This window comes from Vibrio sp. OPT41, assembly GCF_015163595.1.
Taxonomy (GTDB): domain Bacteria; phylum Pseudomonadota; class Gammaproteobacteria; order Enterobacterales; family Vibrionaceae; genus Vibrio; species Vibrio alginolyticus.
Window position 1 is genome coordinate 153,589 of record NZ_JADDYH010000015.1, and the last position, 18,264, is coordinate 171,852.

Below are 18,264 nucleotides of genomic sequence, written 5' to 3' on the forward strand. Positions count from 1 at the left end.
GAGTGACTTCGCTAGATTTTGAGGATGCATATTTTCAAATTATTAGGTTATTACAATGAGTAAAAAATTCATTATCACTTGGGATGCAATGCAGACTTACTGCCGTGAACTGGCTGAAAAACAAATGCCAGCTGAGCAATGGAAAGGAATTTGGGCGGTAAGCCGCGGCGGTTTGGTTCCTGGCGCTATTTTGGCTCGTGAACTTGGTATTCGTTATGTTGATACAATCTGTATTTCAAGCTACGACCATGATCATCAGCGCGATATGACGGTACTAAAAGCACCTGAAGGTGATGGCGAAGGTTACCTAATCGTTGAAGACCTAGTAGACAGTGGTGATACAGCGCGCAAACTACGTGAGATGTATCCAAAAGCGAAAATGATCGCTGTGTGTGCGAAACCATCAGGCAAAGAGCTGCTGGATGATTACGTTGTAGATATTGCTCAAGACACTTGGATCGAGCAGCCTTGGGATATGTCAATCCAGTATGCTGAGCCAGTAAACCGCAAGCAAAAATAAGCGCGGTTAAAGAATATTGAGAAATGCCCCTTTATAGGGGCATTTTTTTTATTATGATATTAAATCATGCTAATAGCCTAGGGTTCTTCCTATGTCTGAAGACGTCAGTAAAAATCTTTCCGAAACTTTGTTCGTGAAACATAAGCAAGCAAAAGAAACCTCCGCGCTTACCCAGTACATGCCGACCAGTAAAAAAATACTTGATGAACGAGAAGCGCAGGGTGATCGTGCTTGGTATCGTCATTTGCGTCGCTTGCAATGGGCTTGGCAAGGATTGTCTCCGATCGAAATGGAAGGCGTACTGTCCAAAATTGCTTCATCTTCTCACTCGCGAACCAATGATGATTGGTTAGACACTGTAATGGGTTATCACAGTGGTAACTGGACATTTGAGTGGATCAAGCTTGGTATGGATCATCAGAAGCGAGCAAATGAAATGCAAGGAGAAGAGGCAGCGGATGAACTCTTCACTGCTTCTTTGTGTTTTAGTATTGCAGGCTACCCACATTTAAAAAATGATAACTTGGCATCGCAGGCTCAAGTACTGGCAAACAAAGCGTATTCTGACGGCGCAGAAAAAACTAAGTACACCATCAAGCAAATTGAAGTGCCTTACCAAAATCGCAAAATCATCGCGAACCTCCATTTACCAAGAACGGATAAACAGTTGCCTGTGGTCATGGTGAGCGCTGGTTTGGATACTCTACAAACCGACATGTGGCGTTTGTTCCGTAATCGTCTTGCACCGCGAGATATTGCAATGTTAACCGTGGATATGCCTTCGGTAGGGCATAGCTCTCATTGGCCCTTGACCGAGAATTCAAGTTGCCTACACCAAGCGGTATTGAATGAGCTTTACTCGCTACCTTGGGTTGATCATCACAAAGTGGGGTTAGTTGGGTTTCGTTTTGGTGGTAATGCCATGATCAGACTCTCTTTTGTCGAGCAGGAAAAGATCAAAGCTTGTGTCGCTCTAGGCGCACCCGTACATGATATTTTTACTTCCCCTCAGAAGTTACAAAAAATGCCGAAGATGTACTTAGATCTTTTGGCTTCCCGTTTGGGGAAAAATGCGGTTGATATTAATAGCATGGCAGGTCAGATGATGGCGTGGTCATTGAAGGTTCAGGGCTTCCTGAGCAGTCGAAAAACCAAAGTGCCTATTTTGGCTTTGAGTCTTGAAGGCGATCCAGTGTCGCCACACAGTGATAATCAACTTGTTGCTCTATTTAGCCAGTATGGTAGAGCGAAAAAAATCAGTTCCAAAACAATTACAAAAGGATATGAGCAATCCCTCGATTTAGCCATAAAGTGGCTAGAAGATGAATTATTAGGGTGACAATTCTCCTAAATTAGTTAAGAGTGATATATCTGAGCAAAAAATAAGCTCATGATAATTAAAAATAATAATCATTCTTGGGTGTTTACTTTTAACTATGAAAACGGAGATTCATATGTCAGAGACGACTCAGGGCCCGACTCACTTTCGCTTGATGTCAAAGTTGAAGGCGATAGGGCCTTACCTGCGCGAACCACAATCGCAAGAAGGGCGCTATTATTTTGATTGTTTATCTGTATGTGTAGACGACAAAAAATCGCCTGAGAAGCGTGAATTTTGGGGCTGGTGGATGGATTTGGAATCCATCGAGGGAGGCTTTACTGCTAAATATCATATTGGCAAGTACAACAAAGAAGGGCAATGGGTATCTGAAGCCCTTCCCAAAAAAGTGGTAGAGGAAGTGTATCTCACGCAGAGCACATTCCATCAAAAGCTGGTTGATACTTTAGAAGAACACTTCAAATTAGAAGTCGAATATCACACGGAGTCTTTCGATTTCGCTTAATTTGGTTGTTTTCATTTAATACCAAACAAAAAGGTGCGAAAACGCACCTTTTCTCTTGTTAATTCCCTATTTGATTGTTAAAACATCCTCTCTTTATTTGTTTTTCACTTCAGAAGACATCATGACAACGAATCAACAAAATGCAGTTGTTTCACAACCACAAACTGTCGTTGTGAAACTGGGTACAAGTGTGCTGACAGGCGGCACTCTGGCACTCGACCGTGCACACATGGTTGAGTTAGCACGCCAGTGTGCTGAGCTTAAAAAACAAGGCCATTCAATCGTAATGGTTTCGTCTGGTGCGATTGCAGCAGGCCGTGAGCATCTTGGTTACCCCGCATTGCCCAACGAGATGGCGAGTAAGCAGTTACTTGCCGCGGTGGGGCAGAGCCGCTTGATTCAAACATGGGAGTCTTTGTTTGGTATTTATGGTATCAAGATCGGCCAAATGTTACTAACCCGTGCCGATTTAGAAGATCGTGAGCGATTCCTTAACGCGCGTGACACTATTAATGCGCTCGTCGCGAACGATATTGTTCCTATCGTAAACGAAAATGATGCCGTTGCGACTAGCGAGATTAAAGTTGGCGATAACGACAACCTTTCCGCTTTGGTAGGCATTTTATGTGGTGCAGATAAGCTCTTGCTTTTAACGGACCAAAAAGGTCTGTTTACTGCTGACCCTCGTAAAGATCCGAACGCAGAGCTTATCAAGGAAGTAAAAACCATCGACGACACGCTGCGTAAAATCGCAGGTGGAAGCGGTACAACATTGGGTACTGGTGGTATGGCAACGAAGCTGCAAGCCGCAGACATCGCTCGCCGCGCAGGTATCGAGGTTATTATTGCTGCTGGTAGTGCGCCGAATGTTATCTTTGACTCTCTAAGTGCTGAACCTCAGGGCACGCGCTTCCTACCTTGCGCTGAAGCCTTAGAGAACCGTAAACGCTGGATTCTAGCGGGACCTGCGGCATCGGGCGACATCGTTATTGATGATGGTGCAGTCAATGCTGTGGTCGGCAAGGGGAGTAGCCTACTTGCTAAAGGGGTCATCAAAGTTAGTGGTGACTTCGCACGAGGCGAAGTGGCGCGTGTAACAAACGCTCACGGTAAGTTGGTGGCTCGTGGCATCAGCGCCTACTCAAGTGATGACCTAACTAAAATTACGGGCAAACACAGTAAAGATATCATCTCTATTTTGGGGCATGATTATGGCTCTGAGGTGATTCACCGCGATGATTTGGTCGTCATTCAGGAATAGAATTAGAGGGAAGCAAAGTGGATTTAACGAATATGGGTAAAGCTGCTAAAGATGCAGCTTTCGAATTAGCGACAGCGTCAACTGCGCAAAAGAACCAAGCATTAGCCATCATCGCTGATGAGCTAGAAGCAAACTCCGCTGCTATTTTGGCGGCAAACGCTAAAGACATCGAACTTGGCCGTGAAGCGGGTTTAACCGATGCGCTGCTCGATCGCCTTTTGCTTAATGAAGAACGATTGACTGCAATTGCGAATGATGTTCGCAACGTCATTAGCTTGAACGATCCTGTAGGCAGCGAAATAGACAGTAAGGTACTGGAAAATGGGATGTCACTGTCTCGTCGTCGTGTGCCGCTTGGTGTCGTAGGCGTAATTTATGAAGCGCGTCCAAACGTAACCATTGATATTGCAGCGTTGTGCTTGAAAACCGGCAACGCAAGCATTTTACGTGGTGGCAAAGAGACATTTTTCTCGAATATGGAATTAGTGAAGGTTATTCAGTCTGCGCTCGCAAAGGCGAACCTTCCAGCCGCTTCTGTGCAGTACATTGAAAAACCAGATCGTGAGCTTGTTTCTCAATTGCTTAAGTTGGACGATTACGTCGACATGATCATTCCACGCGGTGGTGCTGGCCTACACAAAATGTGTAAAGAAAACAGCACGATTCCGGTGATTATTGGTGGCTTTGGTATCAGCCATATCTTTGTCGACGAATCCGCTGATCTAGAGAAATCCCTGAATGTGGTTGAGAACTCTAAAGTTCAACGTCCATCTGCGTGTAACTCATTAGATACGCTGCTCGTGCATGAAAAAATTGCAGCGCAATTCCTACCAATGATCGTAGAGCGCATGAACGATAAAGTGACCTTCGTGACAGAGCCTAAGGCAAAAGCACTGATGGCTCAAGCAACACAAATTCGCGATGCTGTTGAAGGTGACTTTGATACGGAATGGTTGAGCTACACTCTTGGTGTAAAAGTTGTGTCTGATGTGAAAGATGCCATTGATCATATGCGTGTCCATAACGCGAGCCACTCAGATGCGATCATGACCAATAGTTTGGAAAACTCAGAACTGTTCATCAATTCTGTCGGTTCGGCGGCGGTTTATGTGAATGCTTCAACGCGCTTTACAGACGGTGCGCAATTTGGCCTTGGCGCAGAAGTCGCAGTATCTACGCAAAAGCTACATGCACGCGGTCCGATGGGCTTAGAAGAGCTAACTAGTTACAAGTGGGTTGGTAAAGCGAACTACTTAGCACGCAGTTAACACATTCGACGAGATCTTGAGTGAAAAAGGGGCCTTTGCGCCCCTTTTTGTTTTGTCTAACATACCAATTCCGCTACACTACATGAGCTTTTATTTCGGTTTGAAAGCGTTATACCCAAATAGCTTTAATAGAGTCCGTATAACCATGAACGCGTGGTTATCCGTGATTGCTCATGAGGTTATTTTGGTATAGATATGGAGGTGATATGCATTGTCCTTTTTGTTCCGAGAACGATACCAAAGTTATTGATTCCCGCTTAGTGGCTGATGGCCATCAAGTTCGACGTCGCCGTCAGTGCTTGGCGTGTAGCGAGCGTTTCACTACGTTTGAAAGCGCAGAGTTAGTGATGCCTAAAGTGATCAAATCGAATGGCAACCGTGAACCATTTGATGAAGATAAAATGGTTGGCGGTATTCAACGCGCTTTAGAGAAACGCCCAGTGAGTGCCGATTCTATAGAGTTAGCGATCAGTATGATCAAATCACAACTGCGTGCGACGGGTGAGCGAGAGGTTCCGAGTGAAATGATTGGTAATTTAGTCATGGACCAGCTCAAAGAGCTCGATAAGGTGGCTTACATTCGTTTCGCTTCCGTTTACCGAAGCTTTGAAGATATTCGCGAGTTTGGCGAAGAGATTGCCCGCCTAGAAGACTGAGTAGCTCATGACTCAACACACTCCTGAAAGAGCGTTTTCTGATTTAGATTTCGCCATGATGTCACGAGCTATTAAGTTAGCGAAACGTGGCATTTATACCACCGCCCCTAATCCAAATGTAGGGTGTGTCATCGTTCGTGATGAAGAAATTGTCGGTGAAGGCTATCACCATCGTGCTGGTGAGCCGCATGCCGAAGTGCACGCGATGCGCATGGCGGGTGAAAAAGCGGTTGGTGCAACCGCTTATGTGACGCTAGAACCTTGCTCTCATTACGGCCGTACACCGCCATGTGCCGAAGGGCTGATTAAAGCCAAAGTGGCACGTGTGGTTTGCGCCATGGTAGACCCAAACCCGAAAGTTGCAGGTCGCGGCATCCAGATGTTGCGTGATGCCGGAGTTGAAGTACAAATCGGCTTGTTAGAGCAAGATGCCCTTGCCCTTAACCCTGGTTTTATAAAGTACATGCGCACAGGCATGCCGTTTGTTCAATTAAAAATGGCAGCCAGTTTGGATGGGCAAAGCGCACTCAATAATGGTCAGAGCCAATGGATCACCTCCCCAGCGGCCCGCCAAGATGTGCAGCGTTATCGAGCAATGAGTGGTGGCATTCTTTCTACTAGCAAAACGGTGATTGATGATAATGCATCACTCAATGTGCGCTGGGATGACTTACCTAATAGTGTTCAAGCGCAGTATTTACAAGAAGAGCTTCGTCAACCAGTACGTGTAATCTTAGACCGTCAGAACCATTTAACTGATGCGCTCAAGCTGTTCCATACCGATGGAGAACGAGTTATTGTTCGCTCTGATGGAGACTGTATCCCTCTATTGGACAGCGCTGACCAAATTGACTTATCAACGACATTAAAACGTATCTCTGATGAGCACCATATCAATCACTTATGGGTTGAAGCTGGAGCTACGCTAGTGAGTGCGATGATAAAGGCTAATCTTGTAGATGAGCTCATTGTTTACCTTGCGCCAAAACTCATGGGCAGCGATGGTCGGGGGCTTATCGGTGCTTTAGGGTTAAGCGCTATGGCTGACGTCATAGATTTAAACATTACAGACGTTCGTATGGTTGGGGTAGACATTCGCATCACCGCCACCATAAAACGTAATGAAATTAGATAAGAAATAGTATGTTTACAGGAATAGTAGAAGCAGTGGGCAAGTTAGCTGCGATTACGCCGAAGGGCGAAGACATCACCGTCACGGTTGAAACGGGTACGCTTGATATGTCAGACGTTAAGTTAGGCGATAGCATTGCGACCAATGGTGTTTGCTTAACGGTAGTTGACTTCGGAAGCCACTATTACAGTGCTGATCTGTCATTAGAAACCTTGAAGAAAACTGGGTTTGCTGATTACCAAGTAGGCGATAAGGTGAATCTAGAAAAAGCCATGTTGCCAACAACGCGATTGGGTGGACATATCGTTTCTGGCCATGTCGATGGGGTTGGTGAAATTGTCGAACGCAATTCAGTTGGCCGTGCGATAGAGTTTTGGGTTGCAATGCCTGCGGAAATTAGCAAGTACGTTGCAGAGAAAGGCTCGATTACTGTTGATGGTATTAGCCTAACCGTCAACGACTTACGTAAAAATGCTTTTAAGCTGACGATCGTTCCTCATACGAGTGAAGAAACTACGATTGACCAGTTTCAAGTGGGGCGCAAAGTCAACTTAGAAGTTGATGTACTTGCGCGTTATATGGAGCGTTTACTGCAAGGACAACAAGAAGATAAGGCCGAGTCTCGTATCACGATGGACTTTTTACAGCAAAACGGTTTTGCATAAGTCTTGGGAGTGGCTGCGTGAGGCATGCGATAAAGAGCAGACTCACAGAACACCGCGAGATTCATTGACTTGCTTAATGCAAAGCTCAAACTATTGACCTAACTAGCATTCACTGCAACGTAATTTTTCATTGCTGTCGCAATAACAAATTTAGAATAACGGGATAACAGACTATGCCAATCAGTACGCCACAAGAAATTATTGATGATATTCGCGCAGGCAAAATGGTCATCCTAATGGATGATGAAGACCGCGAGAATGAAGGTGACTTGATCATGGCTGCCGAGCATATTACGCCGGAAGCCATCAACTTTATGGCAACCTATGGCCGTGGCCTGATTTGTTTAACCATGACCAAAGATCGTTGCGAAAGTCTAGGTCTGCCACCAATGGTGCAAGACAATAATGCGCAATACACCACCAACTTTACTGTTTCGATTGAGGCAGCAGAAGGGGTAACGACTGGTATTTCAGCCGCAGATCGCGCACGTACCGTTCAAGCAGCAGTCGCGCCAAACGCTAAAGCTGCGGATTTGGTGCAGCCTGGTCACATCTTCCCTCTCGCAGCTCAAGACGGCGGTGTACTGACTCGCGCAGGTCACACTGAAGCTGGCTGTGATTTGGCTCGTCTTGCTGGTTTAGAGCCAGCATCGGTGATTGTTGAGATCTTAAATGACGACGGCACGATGGCTCGTCGCCCAGATCTAGAGATCTTTGCAGAGAAGCACGGTATTAAATTGGGCACTATTGCCGACCTAATTGAGTACCGCAATAACACTGAGACAACGATTGAACGTGTGGCAGAGTGCAAGTTACCGACAGAGTTTGGCGAGTTCACGTTAGTCACGTACAAAGACACCATTGATAACCAAGTGCACTACGCAATGTGCAAGGGCGATTTGAAAGAAAAAGCGCCACTGGTTCGCGTTCATCTTCAAGACGTTTTTACCGACTTACTACGTAGCGATCGTAATGCAGAACGCAGCTGGACACTAGATAAGGCAATGAAACGCATTGGTGAAGAGGGCGGTGTACTGGTTGTTCTTGGCCATGAAGAATCGACCGATCTACTTATTCATCGCGTGAAGATGTTCGAAGCGCAAGACAAAGGTGAAGCACCAACGCTTGCTAAAAAACAAGGCACGTCTCGCCGTGTTGGCGTTGGTTCACAGATTCTTGCGGATCTCGGTGTACATGATATGCGTCTTCTGTCATCGACCAACAAAAAGTACCACGCGTTAGGTGGTTTTGGTCTGAACGTTGTTGAGTACGTCTGCGAGTAACAACCGAACAATAAGTTCCTAGTCTTTGACGTGCTTAACTCGTCAATGGCTAGGAGCCAGTGATTTGCCTCCAATTTCCATTAGATATTGCTCACAAATTTGTGCTAGAATCCGGCGATTCTCACTTGATGAACATATTTCACTTATAAATAGAGTTAAAGGAAAGCTTATGAAAGTGATCGAGGGTGGCTTCCCAGCGCCAAATGCAAAAATTGCTATCGTTATTTCTCGTTTCAACAGTTTTATTAACGAAAGCCTACTTTCTGGTGCGATCGATACACTAAAGCGTCACGGACAAGTAAGCGAAGACAACATCACGGTTGTGCGTTGTCCAGGTGCCGTAGAACTACCTCTAGTAGCTCAGCGTGTTGCTAAAACTGGCAAATTCGACGCTATTGTTTCTCTAGGGTCTGTTATTCGCGGTGGAACGCCTCACTTTGACTATGTTTGTAGTGAAATGAACAAAGGTCTAGCACAAGTGTCTATGGAATTCAGCATTCCAGTAGCATTTGGTGTTTTGACTGTTGATACGATCGATCAAGCGATTGAACGCGCAGGAACCAAGGCTGGTAATAAAGGTGCAGAGGCTGCACTAAGCGCACTTGAAATGATTAATGTACTATCTGAAATTGATTCCTAATGGGGGCCAGTGTGAAACCAGCCGCACGTCGTAACGCACGTCAATTCGCTCTACAGGCGATCTACTCATGGCAAATTACTAAAGAGAATGTTGCCAAGATTGAAGAACAGTTTTTGTCTGGCGACAAATACGATGAAGAAGAACTTCATGCATCTGAGCCAGCGCTTGCTGCTCCAGAGACAGACGTAGCTTACTTCCGTGAACTATTAAGCGGTGTTGTACTTAGCCACGCTGAGCTAGATAGCAAAATTCGTCCATACATCTCTCGTCCTATGCAGGATTTAGATATGATGGAACTTGCTCTTCTTCGCCTTGCTATGTACGAGATGACTCGTCGCGAAGATGTTCCTTACAAAGTTGTTATCAATGAAGCGATTGAACTTGCAAAAGTTTTCGCAGCAGAAGATAGCCACAAGTTTGTGAATGGTGTACTTGATAAAGCAGCACCTCACATTCGTAAGAAATAACGATTTCTTCAATGAAAAGGTCAGCACATGCTGACCTTTTTTGTATCAAAAGCTTTTACATCAAAAAGTAAGTGAATTATGTCTGGTGAATTTAATCTGATAGACAAATACTTCGTCGGTCGTCAGAGCCAACGTAAAGATGTCCATCTAGCCGCTGGTGATGATTGCGCTTTGGTCAAAGCGCCAGCTAATGTTCAGATTGCGATTAGCACGGATACATTGGTAGCTGGAACGCATTTCTTAGCCGACGCGAACCCAGCATGGGTCGCACACAAAGCATTGGCTTCTAACATCAGTGATTTGGCGGCGATGGGCGCAACGCCTGCGTGGGTGAGCTTTGCATTAACGATGCCTGAGCCAGATGAAGAATGGCTTGCACCTTTCTGTGATGCATTTTTCGAACTGGCTGATTACTATGGTATTCAGTTAATAGGCGGTGATACCACCAAAGGCCCATTGTGTCTGACACTGACGGTGCAAGGTTTTGTACCTGAAGACAAAGCGCTCACGCGATCCGGCGCCAAGCCTGGGGATTGGGTATACGTAACGGGAAACCTTGGCGATGCAAAAGCTGGCTTGGATGTGATTCTAGATGACTCTCTGCGCAGTAGAGCCGGCGCGGAAGCACTAGAGCGAGCTCATTACCTTAGTTCTCCGCGTGTGCTTGCTGGACAAGCTCTTGTTGGCTTAGCCTCTTCGGCGATAGATATTTCAGATGGTTTAATCTCTGATATTAAGCACATTTTACAGCGATCTCAGGTTGGAGTGAGTATTGATGTCTCTCAGCTACCGATCTCTTCAGAATTAGTCCAGTTTTTAGATGATAAGATCAGCGCGCAGCAGTATGCTTTAGCAAGTGGCGAAGAATACGAGTTGTGTTTTACCGTGCCGGAGCAAAATCGAGGCTCGTTACAAAGCGCTTTATCTCATACTGGCTGTAAGGTCACATGTATTGGTCAAATCCGACCAAATGGAACCTTCGAGCTGCATGATAACAATCAACCACTTGATTGGGACTTAAGTGGCTTCGACCACTTTAAATGATCTGAGCTAAGCTCTAGCCAAGAGCCTGTTACTATTGAGCAACTCACAGGCATGACGATTGAAACCAAACTAGCAGTATAGGTTTAAGGATATGACCAACCCTCTTTCTCTGATTTCATTAAAGAACCCGTGGCATCTATTGGCGACGGGTTTTGGCAGTGGATTATCCCCGTTTATCCCTGGAACAATGGGCACACTGGCGGCCGTGCCTTTCTTTTTGTTGTTGGCACAATTACCATTTACGGCGTATGTCATTGTTGTTCTGATTTCGTGTGTGATCGGCATTCAAATATGCCAAGTGACGTCTGCAGACATGAAGGTGCATGATCATGGTTCAATCGTATGGGATGAGTTTGCAGGCTTTTGGATTACGATGAGCATTGTACCTGCACTGAATATTCCACTCACTGAATGGAAGTGGTTGATCACTGGCTTCATCTTATTTCGTTTTTTCGATATGGTAAAACCTTGGCCAATTGGGTGGCTAGATAAGCGAGTTCACGGTGGGCTGGGTATTATGGTTGATGATATCGTGGCGGGAGTTATGGCCGGTGTTGCCCTGTTTCTAGTCGCAAAATATGCGGGCTGGATGAACTAAACACTGAACGTAAAAAAGGGATGCTATGAACATCCCTTTTTACATTCTATTTTGCTAAATAATCCAAGATGGATTTTTCAATTCCTTTTGCATCGAGACCAAGCTCTTCATGCAGTTCATCTTGTGTTCCCTGATGAATAAACTCATCTGGTAAACCTAGGTTCAACACAGGTTTAATGATTTTATCTTTCATCATGAACTCAACGACACCAGCGCCAGCACCACCCGCGATAACATTTTCTTCTAACGTCACGAGCACGTCATGATCTGCGGCTAGTTGACGAATCAATGCCTCATCGAGCGGCTTCACAAAGCGCATATCAGCAACAGTGGCGTTAAGGTATTCTGCCGCTTCTAGCGCGTTGCCCAAGAAAGTACCAAAGTTCAGAATAGCAACTTTTTCACCTTGGCGAACCATGCGCCCTTTACCGATTTCTAACGCCGTAAACTCAGTTTCGATTTCTACGCCCATGCCGCTACCACGAGGGTATCGAACCGCACTCGGGCCAGAATGCTTATGGCCAGTGTAAAGCATTTGTCGGCACTCGTTTTCGTCGCTTGGCGCCATGATCACCATGTTCGGAATACAGCGCATAAAGCTCAAATCGAACGCACCTTGGTGAGTTTGACCATCTGCGCCAACGAGACCTGCGCGGTCGATCGCAAACATCACTGGTAAGTCCATGATCGCGATGTCGTGGATCAATTGGTCATAACCACGTTGCAAGAAAGTCGAATAGATAGCAACGATTGGATGATCGCCCGCAATTGCCATGCCTGTTGCCAGTGTTACAGCGTGCTGCTCAGCAATCGCCACATCAAAGTATTGGTCTGGGTACTCTTTTGAGAAACGCACCATACCCGAGCCTTCGCGCATCGCTGGCGTAATTGCCATTAGCTTAGGATCTTGGGCCGCCATGTCACATAAAAAGTCACCGAAGATCTTTGAGTAAGTTGGCTTACCGCCACTGCTCTTCGGCAGACAATTATGCGTTGGATCGAATTTAGGAACACCATGGTAGCCGATAGGATCTTTCTCGGCAGGCTCATAACCTTTGCCTTTCTTGGTCATGATGTGTAGGAACTGAGGACCTTTGAGCTCACGCATATTTTTCAGCGTTTTGACGAGTTCATTGACGTCGTGTCCATCAATCGGGCCAATGTAATTAAAGCCGAACTCTTCGAACAGAGTACCAGGCACTACCATGCCTTTTAGGTGCTCTTCCGTACGGCGAACCAACTCTTTAATAGGTGGGACACCAGACAGCACTTTCTTGCCGCCTTCACGGATAGAAGTGTACAAGCTGCCAGAAAGTACTTTCGCAAGGTGGTTATTCAGGGCGCCGACGTTTTCTGAAATCGACATTTCGTTGTCGTTCAAAATCACCAACATATCAGGATGAACGTCGCCAGCGTGGTTCATGGCTTCGAATGCCATGCCTGCTGTAATTGCGCCATCACCAATCACACTGACGATTTTGCGACCTTTACCTTCTTTTTGTGCGCTGATGGCCATGCCAAGACCTGCACTAATCGATGTCGAAGAGTGGCCGACAGATAAGGTGTCATATTCACTTTCTTCACGCCAAGGGAAAGGGTGTAGACCATCCTTTTGGCGAATTGTTGGCATTTTATCGCGACGTCCGGTGAGGATTTTATGCGGGTAAGCCTGATGACCAACATCCCAGATCAATTTGTCGATAGGGGTGTTGTAAACATAATGCAGAGCGACAGTTAGCTCCACGGTGCCTAAGCCAGACGCTAAGTGTCCGCTAGATTGGCTCACTGAATTTAGCAGATACGTTCGCAGTTCATCACACAGATTTGGTAATGTTTCTTTCGGAAGAAGACGTAATTCTTCCGGTGTATTTGCTAACGCCAGTGTTGGGTACTTTGAAATATCAAGAGTCATATAAATGCGCGCTTATAGTGTTAATTTTTGCGCTCGATGACATATCGGGCGAACTCTTCGAGTAACTGAGTATTGTATGGGATAGCTTCCAATGCTTGAAGTGCTTCCTGTAACAGAGTGTGAGCTTTCTCTATGGCTCCCTCTAAACCCAGCAGGGAAGGATAAGTGCTCTTATTCAGACCTTGGTCGGAACCTTGAGGCTTACCCAGTGTTTCTGTGTCACTGATGATATCAAGAATATCGTCTTGAACCTGAAACGCCAAACCAATTGCTTTTGAGTAGCGCTCCAAGTGAGGTAGAACCTCGATACCTTTCTCACCAGCAGCTAATGCACCTAATTTTACCGCACAATCAATCAGAGCTCCGGTTTTTTTACGGTGTATCTCTTCCATTTCTTCAAGAGAAACTAGGCGATTTTCCGCGCCTAAATCTAAGGCTTGCCCTACACACATGCCGCTGGCACCAGAGGAATGCGCTAAGGCTTTGATCATATTGATGCGTTGAGCTTCTGCCGCCGAGCTTAATTGACCATCAGAAATAATAGTGAAGGCAAGAGTTTGTAGTGCATCACCTGTCAGTATTGCGGTTGCTTCATCAAACTTAATATGACAAGTTGGTTGACCTCGACGCAGTTCATCATCGTCCATGGCTGGCAGATCATCATGAATGAGTGAGTAGGCATGTATACATTCGATAGCAGCGGCGGGGGTGTCTAAGTCTTCAGGTTTACAGCCGAGCATTTGACCTGTGATGTAAACAAGAAAAGGGCGAACGCGTTTCCCACCTAGCAAAAGGCCGTATTTCATTGCTTGAATCAATGGCTGCTCTTGATATGGAAGCTGATCGAGCCACAAATTCAATTGCTGATTGTTTCTTTGTTGAAAAGACGTCAATGTCTGTTGCATCACATTGCTCACTACTGATTGTTATTCTGAATCTGGTTTGAAGTCACTCAGTGGTGCTTCATCATCTTCACTAAGAAGAATGCTCACGCGCTGTTCGGCGTCGCTTAATTTAGTTTGGCCTGCACGAGCTAAGGCAATGCCTCGTTCAAACTTACGCAGGGCATCATCTAGAGCAAGATCGCCATTTTCTAATTGATCAACCAAGCTATCAAGCTCTTCAATGGTTGCTTCAAAGGTCATGTTTTCTGGTTTCTTGACCGCCATCTTTTTTCTGCCTTAATCAAGCCTCGGGTAAGATGCACGAAAGTTACCTTAGCCTAGTAACTTGGTCAAATTTAACCTTATATAATTGTCACAAAATTAGCGTTCAACGAGTCTAAGCGATGAAACCCCATATTTTGGTTGAGGTTGTTAAGTGTAATTTGTGATCCATTAGCTAAGATTTTTCTAAAAATTCTGCGCGAGTTGTCGATACAGGTAATAATCCGCCCAATGGCAGTATTTGAGTATAGCGTGAGGAGTGCTTTGTGGATTTAGCAACCCTATTAGGTTTGATTGGTGGTTTTGCATTCGTCATTATGGCGATGGTGCTTGGTGGCAGCATCGGCATGTTTGTCGATGTCACGTCGATCCTTATTGTCGTTGGCGGCTCAATATTCGTCGTGTTGATGAAGTTCACAATGGGACAGTTTTTTGGTGCGACAAAGATTGCTGGCAAAGCCTTCATGTTTAAAGCGGATGAACCCGAAGACCTGATCGCAAAAATTGTGGAAATGGCCGATGCGGCGCGTAAAGGTGGTTTTCTTGCTCTTGAAGAGATGGAAATAAACAACACATTCATGCAGAAAGGCATTGATCTACTGGTTGATGGCCATGATGCCGACGTTGTGAGAGCGGCACTCAAAAAAGACATCGCGCTTACGGATGAACGACATACGCAAGGTACTGGCGTATTTCGCGCCTTTGGCGACGTTGCTCCTGCGATGGGAATGATTGGCACCTTGGTTGGTCTTGTTGCGATGCTTTCAAACATGGATGACCCTAAAGCGATTGGACCAGCAATGGCCGTTGCACTCTTGACCACATTGTATGGCGCGATCCTGTCCAATATGGTGTTTTTCCCTATTGCGGATAAGCTTTCTCTTCGCCGTGACCAAGAAACGCTAAATCGCCGTTTGATCATGGATGGCGTATTAGCGATTCAAGATGGCCAAAACCCGCGAGTGATCGATAGTTACTTGAAGAACTACCTCAATGAAGGTAAACGTGCCCTTGAGATTGACGAGTAACTTGGAGAGTAGTGATGGATGATGAAGATAACAAATGCGATTGTCCGCCACCCGGTCTCCCGTTATGGATGGGGACATTCGCGGACTTAATGTCGCTACTGATGTGTTTCTTTGTTCTTCTACTCTCGTTTTCTGAGATGGATGTACTGAAGTTCAAACAAATTGCAGGATCAATGAAATTTGCCTTCGGTGTGCAAAATCAGCTTGAAGTGAAAGACATTCCCAAAGGTACTAGCATTATTGCCCAAGAGTTTCGACCGGGTCGGCCGGAACCAACTCCGATTGATGTCATCATGCAGCAAACCATGGACATCACTCAGCAGACGCTCGAATTTCATGAAGGGGAGTCTGATCGAGCTGGTGGCACAAAACGTGATGAAGGCAAGTTAACGGGTGGGCAATCGCCAGAAACGTCAACTCAAAACAATGAATCTGCCGAAGCGGACATGCAGCAACAGCAATCTAAAGAGATGTCGCAAGAGATGGAAACCTTGATGGAAAGCATCAAGAAAGCCTTAGAGCGAGAGATTGAACAAGGCGCCATTGAAGTTGAAAACCTCGGTCAGCAGATTGTTATACGTATGCGTGAAAAAGGTGCATTCCCAGAAGGTTCGGCCTTCTTGCAGCCTAAGTTTCGCCCTTTAGTTCGTCAGATTGCAGAGCTAGTAAAAGATGTGCCAGGCATTGTTCGAGTATCTGGCCATACAGACAATCGACCGCTAGATTCGGAACTTTATCGCTCTAACTGGGATCTCTCTTCTCAGCGCGCAGTATCAGTCGCGCAAGAGATGGAGAAAGTGAGAGGCTTCTCTCATCAACGTTTAAGAGTACGAGGCATGGCGGATACGGAGCCCTTGTTACCGAATGATTCTGATGACAATCGCGCACTTAACCGACGGGTTGAAATCAGCATTATGCAAGGCGAGCCTCTCTACAGTGAAGAAGTGCCGGTAATTCAATAACTAGGCTTTAGTTTTAAGTCAGTAAAGAGACAAGAAAGCGAGCAGATTGCTCGCTTTTTTTGTTTTTCCAATCCGCTTGGGTGTATAATCTTGCGCCTTAAAAGTGAGCTCAGACTACTTTTTGTGACTGAAACGCGGTTTTACTGCGTATGAAGTATTGAAGTTGAGTGTCACTCTTTGTTGATTGCGAAACTAACCTGCGAATTAGACTATGAAATTTATTGTAAAGCCCCATCCAGAAATTTTTGTAAAAAGTGAATCTGTGCGTAAGCGCTTCACAAAGATTTTAGAGTGCAACATTCGTAACATCATTAAGAGCCGCACGGAGTCTGTCGCGGTATTTAACCGTCGTGATCACATTGAAGTGACCTCTGAGAGTAACGAATTCCACGCTGAAGTTCTTGAGGTTTTGACTCATACACCAGGCATTCACCACGTACTGGAAGTGAAGCAAACTGAATTTAAAGACTTGCACGATATCTTCGAGCAAGTGCTAGAACTCAACCGTGCTGCACTCGAAAATAAAACCTTTGTTGTACGTGCGAAGCGTCGTGGCAAGCATGACTTTACCTCTATTGAACTAGAGCGTTATGTAGGCGGTGGTTTAAATCAAGCGATTGAAAGCGCTAGTGTTAAGCTACGAAACCCAGACGTGACGATCAAGGTAGAAGTCTCGAACGACAAGCTAAACCAAGTATTGTCTCGTCATAAAGGCCTAGGTGGTTTCCCTCTGGGTACGCAAGAAGACGTGTTAAGCCTGATCTCGGGTGGTTTCGATTCTGGTGTTTCAAGCTATCTTCATATCAAGCGTGGTTCAAAAGTACATTACTGCTTCTTTAACTTGGGTGGTCCAGCACACGAAATCGGCGTTAAGCAGGTTTCTCACTACCTATGGAACAAATACGGTTCTTCAGCAAAAGTACGTTTTATCTCAGTTGATTTCGAGCCTGTGGTTGCGGAAATCCTAGAGAAAGTCGATGACGGCCAAATGGGCGTGATCTTGAAGCGTATGTTCATGCGTGCAGCAGGCATGATCGCTCAGAAGATGAAGATCGAAGCATTGGTAACAGGTGAAGCGCTAGGTCAAGTATCGAGCCAAACGCTAACCAATCTACGCCACATCGATAACGTAACAGACACGCTGATTCTGCGTCCGCTTATCAACTGGGATAAAGAAGACATCATCAATCTAGCACGTGAAATCGGCACAGAAGATTTCGCAAAGACAATGCCAGAATACTGTGGTGTTATCTCTAAGAAGCCAACCGTGAAAGCGGTGAAAGGCAAGCTAGAAGCTGAAGAAGAGAAATTCGACTTCAGTATCCTTGAGCAAGTGGTTCAAGAAGCTCGCATGATGGACATTCGTGATATCGCGAAAGAGTCTGAGCAAGCCGCACCAGAAGTAGAGCAAGTTCAAGCGGTAGAAGAGCACGCGGTTGTGCTAGATATTCGTAGTCCTGAAGAGGAAGACGATAACCCACTTGAAATCGAAGGTGTGGATGTGAAACATATCCCTTTCTACAAGCTGGGTACACAGTTTGGTGACTTAGACCAGTCTAAGACATACCTACTTTACTGTGACCGCGGTGTGATGAGCCGTCTGCAAGCGCTTTACTTGCAAGAGCAAGGCTTCAGCAACGTAAAAGTTTACCGTCCATAGCTGACTGTTAAAATACGTTAAAAGGCGCAAATTGAGACATCAATTTGCGCCTTTTTTGTTTTTGATCGCGTTACAGACAACCATTACTTAGCATAATGTTGAGGCTCATCGCAAAGCCATACACTTTGTGTTGATATAACGATAATTAATCCGAAAGA

General features: G+C 45.6%; 19 protein-coding genes. 16 read left to right on the plus strand and 3 right to left on the minus strand.

From position 1 onward, the window contains the following. Nucleotides 1-55 precede the first annotated feature (55 nt). The 13 genes from tet(34) to pgpA all read left to right on the plus strand — a co-directional run bounded on the left by tet(34) (nucleotide 56) and on the right by pgpA (nucleotide 11,378). Nucleotides 56-520, plus strand: a complete 465-nt coding sequence (gene tet(34) / locus IQP38_RS08430) for an oxytetracycline resistance phosphoribosyltransferase domain-containing protein Tet(34) (protein WP_005381590.1) — start codon at nucleotides 56-58, stop codon at nucleotides 518-520. A 91-nt stretch (nucleotides 521-611) separates the two neighbouring features. Continuing rightward, nucleotides 612-1,859 (plus strand): esterase FrsA, encoded by a 1,248-nt coding sequence (gene frsA / locus IQP38_RS08435; RefSeq protein ID WP_005381586.1) that lies wholly within the window; start codon nucleotides 612-614, stop codon nucleotides 1,857-1,859. 115 nt (nucleotides 1,860-1,974) lie between these two features. Next, nucleotides 1,975-2,364 (plus strand): sigma factor-binding protein Crl, encoded by a 390-nt coding sequence (gene crl / locus IQP38_RS08440; RefSeq protein WP_005381584.1) that lies wholly within the window; start codon nucleotides 1,975-1,977, stop codon nucleotides 2,362-2,364. Between the two features lie 121 nt (nucleotides 2,365-2,485). Further along, nucleotides 2,486-3,625, plus strand: a complete 1,140-nt coding sequence (gene proB / locus IQP38_RS08445; protein ID WP_005383771.1) for a glutamate 5-kinase — start codon at nucleotides 2,486-2,488, stop codon at nucleotides 3,623-3,625. 17 nt (nucleotides 3,626-3,642) lie between these two features. Continuing rightward, the gene (locus IQP38_RS08450; RefSeq protein WP_104978847.1) at nucleotides 3,643-4,893 is read left to right on the plus strand and encodes a glutamate-5-semialdehyde dehydrogenase; all 1,251 of its coding nucleotides are present in this window, start codon (nucleotides 3,643-3,645) and stop codon (nucleotides 4,891-4,893) included. Between the two features lie 206 nt (nucleotides 4,894-5,099). Next, nucleotides 5,100-5,549, plus strand: a complete 450-nt coding sequence (gene nrdR, locus IQP38_RS08455) for a transcriptional regulator NrdR (RefSeq protein WP_005381578.1) — start codon at nucleotides 5,100-5,102, stop codon at nucleotides 5,547-5,549. 7 nt (nucleotides 5,550-5,556) lie between these two features. Then, nucleotides 5,557-6,684: a bifunctional diaminohydroxyphosphoribosylaminopyrimidine deaminase/5-amino-6-(5-phosphoribosylamino)uracil reductase RibD gene (gene ribD, locus IQP38_RS08460; protein ID WP_193837498.1), complete on the plus strand. Its 1,128-nt coding sequence runs from the start codon at nucleotides 5,557-5,559 to the stop codon at nucleotides 6,682-6,684. A gap of 8 nt (nucleotides 6,685-6,692) precedes the next feature. Next, nucleotides 6,693-7,346 (plus strand): riboflavin synthase, encoded by a 654-nt coding sequence (locus tag IQP38_RS08465; protein WP_005383626.1) that lies wholly within the window; start codon nucleotides 6,693-6,695, stop codon nucleotides 7,344-7,346. A gap of 173 nt (nucleotides 7,347-7,519) precedes the next feature. Then, a complete protein-coding gene (ribBA, locus tag IQP38_RS08470) occupies nucleotides 7,520-8,629 on the plus strand; it encodes a bifunctional 3,4-dihydroxy-2-butanone-4-phosphate synthase/GTP cyclohydrolase II (RefSeq protein WP_005381573.1) in 1,110 nt (369 codons plus the stop codon). Nucleotides 8,630-8,798: 169 nt separating this feature from the next. Then, nucleotides 8,799-9,269, plus strand: a complete 471-nt coding sequence (gene ribE, locus IQP38_RS08475; protein ID WP_005381572.1) for a 6,7-dimethyl-8-ribityllumazine synthase — start codon at nucleotides 8,799-8,801, stop codon at nucleotides 9,267-9,269. Beyond that, nucleotides 9,269-9,736, plus strand: a complete 468-nt coding sequence (nusB, locus tag IQP38_RS08480) for a transcription antitermination factor NusB (RefSeq protein ID WP_005381571.1) — start codon at nucleotides 9,269-9,271, stop codon at nucleotides 9,734-9,736. Before ribE ends, nusB begins: the two co-directional genes overlap by 1 nt. A gap of 78 nt (nucleotides 9,737-9,814) precedes the next feature. Further along, the gene (thiL, locus tag IQP38_RS08485; protein ID WP_005381570.1) at nucleotides 9,815-10,780 is read left to right on the plus strand and encodes a thiamine-phosphate kinase; all 966 of its coding nucleotides are present in this window, start codon (nucleotides 9,815-9,817) and stop codon (nucleotides 10,778-10,780) included. Nucleotides 10,781-10,871: 91 nt separating this feature from the next. Further along, complete coding sequence (gene pgpA, locus IQP38_RS08490) at nucleotides 10,872-11,378, plus strand: phosphatidylglycerophosphatase A (RefSeq protein ID WP_031780838.1); 507 nt, start codon at nucleotides 10,872-10,874, stop codon at nucleotides 11,376-11,378. 46 nt (nucleotides 11,379-11,424) lie between these two features. Here pgpA and dxs read toward each other — a convergent pair whose 3' ends face one another. The 3 genes from dxs to xseB are packed head-to-tail and all read right to left on the minus strand — an operon-like array spanning nucleotide 11,425 to nucleotide 14,459. Then, a complete protein-coding gene (gene dxs / locus IQP38_RS08495) occupies nucleotides 11,425-13,290 on the minus strand; it encodes a 1-deoxy-D-xylulose-5-phosphate synthase (protein WP_005383623.1) in 1,866 nt (621 codons plus the stop codon). 20 nt (nucleotides 13,291-13,310) lie between these two features. Then, entirely contained in the window at nucleotides 13,311-14,195 is an 885-nt protein-coding gene (gene ispA, locus IQP38_RS08500; RefSeq protein WP_042521208.1) for a (2E,6E)-farnesyl diphosphate synthase, read from the minus strand. Between the two features lie 21 nt (nucleotides 14,196-14,216). Continuing rightward, nucleotides 14,217-14,459, minus strand: a complete 243-nt coding sequence (xseB, locus tag IQP38_RS08505) for an exodeoxyribonuclease VII small subunit (protein ID WP_005381566.1) — start codon at nucleotides 14,457-14,459, stop codon at nucleotides 14,217-14,219. 263 nt (nucleotides 14,460-14,722) lie between these two features. Here xseB and pomA point away from each other — a divergent pair, with 263 nt between their 5' ends. From pomA to thiI, 3 genes are all read left to right on the plus strand, one after another. Next, nucleotides 14,723-15,484 (plus strand): flagellar motor protein PomA, encoded by a 762-nt coding sequence (gene pomA, locus IQP38_RS08510; RefSeq protein WP_005381564.1) that lies wholly within the window; start codon nucleotides 14,723-14,725, stop codon nucleotides 15,482-15,484. 14 nt (nucleotides 15,485-15,498) lie between these two features. Beyond that, entirely contained in the window at nucleotides 15,499-16,446 is a 948-nt protein-coding gene (locus IQP38_RS08515) for a flagellar motor protein MotB (protein ID WP_005383619.1), read from the plus strand. Between the two features lie 211 nt (nucleotides 16,447-16,657). Then, the gene (gene thiI / locus IQP38_RS08520) at nucleotides 16,658-18,106 is read left to right on the plus strand and encodes a tRNA uracil 4-sulfurtransferase ThiI (protein ID WP_005383617.1); all 1,449 of its coding nucleotides are present in this window, start codon (nucleotides 16,658-16,660) and stop codon (nucleotides 18,104-18,106) included. Nucleotides 18,107-18,264 lie beyond the last annotated feature (158 nt).

Excerpts from the sequence above, each read along its gene's own strand:
- IQP38_RS08515 (WP_005383619.1), top strand. The coding sequence starts at position 15,499 with ATGGATGATGAAGATAACAAATGCGATTGTCCGCCACCCGGTCTCCCG.
- thiI (WP_005383617.1), top strand. The coding sequence starts at position 16,658 with ATGAAATTTATTGTAAAGCCCCATCCAGAAATTTTTGTAAAAAGTGAA.
- nusB (WP_005381571.1), top strand. The coding sequence starts at position 9,269 with ATGGGGGCCAGTGTGAAACCAGCCGCACGTCGTAACGCACGTCAATTC.
- ribD (WP_193837498.1), top strand. The coding sequence starts at position 5,557 with ATGACTCAACACACTCCTGAAAGAGCGTTTTCTGATTTAGATTTCGCC.
- thiL (WP_005381570.1), top strand. The coding sequence starts at position 9,815 with ATGTCTGGTGAATTTAATCTGATAGACAAATACTTCGTCGGTCGTCAG.
- nrdR (WP_005381578.1), top strand. The coding sequence starts at position 5,100 with ATGCATTGTCCTTTTTGTTCCGAGAACGATACCAAAGTTATTGATTCC.
- proB (WP_005383771.1), top strand. The coding sequence starts at position 2,486 with ATGACAACGAATCAACAAAATGCAGTTGTTTCACAACCACAAACTGTC.
- IQP38_RS08465 (WP_005383626.1), top strand. The coding sequence starts at position 6,693 with ATGTTTACAGGAATAGTAGAAGCAGTGGGCAAGTTAGCTGCGATTACG.
- ispA (WP_042521208.1), bottom strand. The coding sequence starts at position 14,195 with ATGCAACAGACATTGACGTCTTTTCAACAAAGAAACAATCAGCAATTG.
- frsA (WP_005381586.1), top strand. The coding sequence starts at position 612 with ATGTCTGAAGACGTCAGTAAAAATCTTTCCGAAACTTTGTTCGTGAAA.
- xseB (WP_005381566.1), bottom strand. The coding sequence starts at position 14,459 with ATGGCGGTCAAGAAACCAGAAAACATGACCTTTGAAGCAACCATTGAA.
- ribBA (WP_005381573.1), top strand. The coding sequence starts at position 7,520 with ATGCCAATCAGTACGCCACAAGAAATTATTGATGATATTCGCGCAGGC.
- crl (WP_005381584.1), top strand. The coding sequence starts at position 1,975 with ATGTCAGAGACGACTCAGGGCCCGACTCACTTTCGCTTGATGTCAAAG.
- ribE (WP_005381572.1), top strand. The coding sequence starts at position 8,799 with ATGAAAGTGATCGAGGGTGGCTTCCCAGCGCCAAATGCAAAAATTGCT.
- pgpA (WP_031780838.1), top strand. The coding sequence starts at position 10,872 with ATGACCAACCCTCTTTCTCTGATTTCATTAAAGAACCCGTGGCATCTA.
- dxs (WP_005383623.1), bottom strand. The coding sequence starts at position 13,290 with ATGACTCTTGATATTTCAAAGTACCCAACACTGGCGTTAGCAAATACA.